At 73.2% G+C, this 4,750-nt stretch carries 2 protein-coding genes and 1 pseudogene; all 3 read right to left on the bottom strand.

Features of this window, described 5'->3' with window-relative positions; all coding sequences use genetic code 11:
• Positions 1-59: 59 nt before the first annotated feature.
• Positions 60-2,693, bottom strand: a complete 2,634-nt coding sequence (locus tag RWM17_RS12325; RefSeq protein WP_314104065.1) for an MMPL family transporter — start codon at positions 2,691-2,693, stop codon at positions 60-62.
• 137 nt (positions 2,694-2,830) lie between these two features.
• Positions 2,831-3,481 (bottom strand): helix-turn-helix domain-containing protein, encoded by a 651-nt coding sequence (locus RWM17_RS12320; protein WP_314104063.1) that lies wholly within the window; start codon positions 3,479-3,481, stop codon positions 2,831-2,833.
• 230 nt (positions 3,482-3,711) lie between these two features.
• Positions 3,712-4,750, bottom strand: a pseudogene (locus tag RWM17_RS12315) (ATP-binding cassette domain-containing protein); the annotation flags it as partial.

Raw genomic sequence — 4,750 nt, 5'->3', positions numbered from 1 at the left:
CGGCAGGGTGCCGCACCGCCCCTCCTCGACGCTGGTCGGGCCGTGGCCCGGGGGACGGGTCAGGCCCGGTGGGCGCCGTCCCCGTGGTGCCGGGTCGACGTCTCGGCGTCGACGGGCGCCTCGGCCGCGACGTGCGACACGGCTTCCGACGAACCCGAGCCCGAGCCGGACCTGGACACGGACCCGGACCCCGCACCGCCGTCAGCGCCCGCAGCCGGGTGCGACCGCTCGAGCGACGCGCCCTCCACGTCGACGTCGGGCAGGATGCGGTCGAGCCACTTCGGGATCCACCACGCGGCGTCGCCGAGCAGGTGCATCACCGCGGGGATCAGCAGCAGGCGGACGACGAACGCGTCGACGAGCACGCCGAGGGCGAGCCCCAGGCCGATCGACTGGATCATCACGGAGTTCGAGAAGACGAAGCCCGAGAAGACCGCCGCCATGATCAGTGCCGCGGCGATGACCACGGTCCGCCCGGCGTGGACGCCGCGCTGGACGGCGAGGCGCGCCGGCGACCCGTGGGCGTACGACTCGCGCATGCCGCTGACGAGGAACAGCTGGTAGTCCATCGCGAGCCCGAACAGCACCCCGACCATGAGGATCGGCAGGAAGCTGAGGATCGGGCCGGGGTCGTGCACCCCGAACACCGGCCCCAGCCAGCCCCACTGGAACACCGCGGTGACGCCGCCGAACGCGGCGAACAGCGACAGGACGAAGCCGAGCGTCGCGGTCACCGGCACGAGGATCGACCGGAACACGAAGATCAGGATGATCAGCGACAGCCCGACGACGACGAGCAGGTACAGCGGCAGGGCCGCGGCCAGCTTCTCGCTGACGTCGATGTTGCCGGACGCGTTGCCGGCCACGCCGAGGGACGAGACGCCCTCGACGTCGAGCGCGCGCAGGTCGCGGACCAGCTGCTCGGTCGACTCGGCCGTCGGCCCGCCCTCGGGCACGACCTGGAACGCGAGCAGGGTGTCGTCGTCCGAGGCGCCGATCGGCGCGATCGCGGCGACGTCGTCCTGGGCGGCCAGCTCGGTGCCGACGCGCACCTGCTCGGCCACGAGGTCGTCGTCCGAGACGGCCTGGTCGAGGTCGGCGACGACGAGCAGGGGGCCGTTGACGCCCGCCCCGAACTTGTCCTCGACGATCTTGTACGCCTGGTAGGCGCTCGACTCGACCGGCTCGGACGAGCCGGCCGGGAGGCCGAGGCGCATCGACAGCGCCGGGATCGCGACGATCAGCAGCACCACGACCCCGCCGATCAGCGTCAGCACGGCACGGCCGGTGCCCATCGGCTTCGACGGCACCTTCACGGCCCCGGTGCGGCCGACCGCGGCGCGCGCCTTCTTCGTGAGGATGCGCGGGCCGACGAGGCGCAGCAGCGCCGGCGTCAGCGTGATGGCGATGAGGATGGCGACGAACACGCAGACCGCGCCGACGGTGCCCATCAGGCCGAGGAACGGGATGCCCGTCAGGTTCAGCGCGAGCAGGGCGATGAGCACGGTCGAGCCGGCGAACACGACGGCGTTGCCGGACGTGCCGTTGGCCAGGCCGATCGACTCCTCGAGCGGCACGCCCGCCTTCAGCTGCGTGCGGTGCCGGTTGAGGATGAACAGCGAGTAGTCGATGCCGACCGCCAGGCCCAGCATCACCCCCAGCACCGGCGTGACCGACAGCATCTCGACGGCGCCCGAGAGCGACAGCGACGCGAGCACGCCGACGCCGACGCCGACCAGGGCGTTGACCAGGGGCAGTCCGGCGCCGATCAGGGTGCCGAGCATGACGAAGAGGACGACGGCCGCGATCAGCACGCCGGCGATCTCGCCCGGACCGAAGATCTCGGGGATCGTGGAGGCGATGTCGTTGGAGACCTCGACGTCGACGCCGGCGATGTCGGCGTCCTCCAGGTGCGAGACGACCGCCTCCTTCGCCTCGGAGGGCACGAGGTTGAGGGCCTTGTCGAACTGGACGGTGGCGACGGCCGTGGTGCCGTCCTCCGACACCTGGCGGATGCCCGACGAGAGGTCGAGCAGCGAGGCGCCGTCCTCGAGGGTCGTCTCCTGCGTCTCGAGCTCGGAGAGGCTCGAGTCGAGGGTGGTCTGCTGCGTGTCGATCTGCTGCTGGCCCGCCGTGATCTGCGCCTGCTGCGCGTCGAGCTGCGGCTGCGCGGCGGCGAGCTGGCCTGCAGCCTCGGCCTGCGCCCTGGCGGCGTCGAGCTGCTGCTGGCCCGCGGTCAGCTGCGCCTGGGCGGCGTCGATCTGCGCCTGGCCCGACTCGATCTGGGTGCGGCCGTCGGCGATCTGCTGACGACCGGCGTCGATCTGCGCCTGCGAGTCGGCCAGCTGTGCCTGCGTCGCGAACGGGTCGACCGTGCCCTTGACGTCGTCGAGGTCGGTCATGCCGCCGAGCAGCGAGACGATGTCGGCCTGCTGGTCGTCGGTGAAGGCACTGTCGTCGCTGGTCGTGAAGACGACCGAGCCCGTGCCTCCGCTCGCCTGCGGGAACTCGTCCGCGAGCTGGTCGGACACCTCCTGCGTCTTCGTGCCGGGGATGCTCACGGCGGTGGTGAGCGTGCCGCCGAACAGGGCGAACGAGCCGCCGGCGAGGCCGAGCACGACGATCCAGGCGGCGATCACCACCCAGGCGCGTCGGGCCGAGAGCCGGCCGAGTCGGTAGAGCAGGGATGCCATGGGCGGTCGTCCTCCTGGTGGTGCGGTGGGCCGGTGGTCGGTCCGTGGGGTGGTGGAGCCTCGCGTCGCGTCGTCGGGAAGGAGGTGGGGTCGGGTCTGGTGGGGCCTGGTGGGGGTCGGGCCTGGCTGGTCGCTGGTCAGTCGGGGGGCGCGTAGCCGGTGCGCACGCTCGTGACGAGACGGTCGAGCAGCTCGGCCCAGACGGCCCGGCCCTCGTCGTCGAGGGCGCCGTCGGTGCGGCGCACCCAGTGCTCGGCGATCACGGCGATGCCGTGCAGCAGCGAGCTCACGAGGAGCTCGACGTCGAGCTGGTCGACCGCGATGCTGCGCCGGGCGGCGTCGGCGGCGAGGTGCTCGGTCGCGCGCGAGAAGACGTCCTGCACGCCCTTGTTCGCCCCGTTCGCCTCGGCGTCGCCGTCGAGCACGCGCCAGAGGTACGCGACGACGGCGGGCAGGTCGATGCTGCGCAGGGCGAGCACGACCTCGTCGAACAAGGAGGAGCGGGTCCCGGCGACCTCGGAGGTCGCCACCGCGGTCGTGGCCGTCTGGAACTCGTCGATCGCGTCGGTCAGAGCCGCCGTGCAGAGCGTCATCACGACCTCGTCGAGGCTCGCGAAGTGGTTGAAGATCGTGCGGCGCGACACGTCGGCGCGGTCGGCGAGCTCGTCGACGCTGAAGCGCGGGGCGCCGCGCTCGGCGATCAGCGCGTCGGCCGCGTCGAGGATCGCCTGACGGTGCCGCGCCTTGAGGGCGGCACGTCGGTCGAGAGCGGGAGCGGTCGCGGGCACCTGCCTACACTAAGTGCAGCGACGCACTCGGTGCACGGCGCCCAGGTGGGGAATCGCTGGGAAGTTCTGGCCCGGGGAGGTGCGCGGCAGCAGAGCGAGACAGATCCGCTGCGCAGGGGCTTCTCCACGGGGCCCCGGCCCGCTGGGGACGCGGAACACTCTCAAATTACGGGAACGAGCACGCCGAGACGCGGATCTCTCTCACATTACGGGCCGACGTCCCGGGAGCGTCAGCGGCCGAGAGCCCGGGCCAGGTACGGGGCCGTGCGGCTCGCGCTCGACGCGGCGACCTCGCGCGGCGTGCCCGTCGCGACGACCTGCCCGCCCGCGTCTCCCCCGCCGGGGCCGAGGTCGATCACGTGGTCGGCGGCCGCGACGACGTCCATCGCGTGCTCGACCACGACGACCGTGCTGCCCGCGTCGACCAGCCGCTGCAGCTGCGCGACGAGCAGCTCGACGTCCGCCGGGTGCAGGCCGGTCGTCGGCTCGTCGAGCAGGTACAGGGTGTGGCCGCCGCGCATCCGCTGCAGCTCGGTCGCGAGCTTGATCCGCTGCGCCTCGCCGCCCGACAGCTCGGGGGCCGGCTGCCCCAGCCGCAGGTAGCCGAGCCCGACCTGGCGCAGGGTCGAGAGCGCGCGGGAGGCGGCCGGCACGTCGCCGAGGAACCCCTCGGCCTCGTCGACCGTCATCCCCAGCACGTCGGCGATCGTCGCGCCGTGCCAGGTCACCTCGAGGGTCTCGGCGGTGTACCGCGCGCCGTGGCACTCCGGGCAGGGCGCCCAGCTGCCCGGCAGGAACAGCAGCTCGACCGTGACCGAGCCCTCGCCCTGGCAGACCTCGCAGCGACCGCCGACCACGTTGAACGAGAACCGTCCCGCGCCCCAGCCGCGGGCCCTCGCCTCGTCGGTCGCCGCGAAGGAGGCGCGCACCGCGTCGAACAGGCCGGTGTAGGTCGCGAGGTTCGACCGCGGGGTGCGGCCGATCGGTGCCTGGTCGACCTGCACCACCCGGTCGACGAGCGGGTGCTCGGTCGCGCGCTCGGCGAGGACGCCGCCGACGAGGCTCGACTTGCCCGAGCCGGACACGCCCGTGACGGCGGTGAGGACCCCGAGCGGCACGTCGACGTCGAGGGCACGGAGGTTGTGCCGGGCGACGTCGCGCAGCTCGAGCCACGCGACGGGGACGCGCGGCGGACGGGAGGCAGGCGCGTCCTCGGCGGTCTCGCGCGCCTCCTCGGCGGTGTCGAGCGCCTCGTCGGCCCCCTCGTCG

The organism is uncultured Frigoribacterium sp. (assembly GCF_963515265.1).
Taxonomy (GTDB): domain Bacteria; phylum Actinomycetota; class Actinomycetes; order Actinomycetales; family Microbacteriaceae; genus Frigoribacterium.
Note: the sequence above shows the minus strand (reverse complement) of the source record. Positions and strands in the feature narration are given on the sequence as shown.

Excerpts from the sequence above, each read along its gene's own strand:
- RWM17_RS12325 (WP_314104065.1), bottom strand. The coding sequence starts at position 2,693 with ATGGCATCCCTGCTCTACCGACTCGGCCGGCTCTCGGCCCGACGCGCC.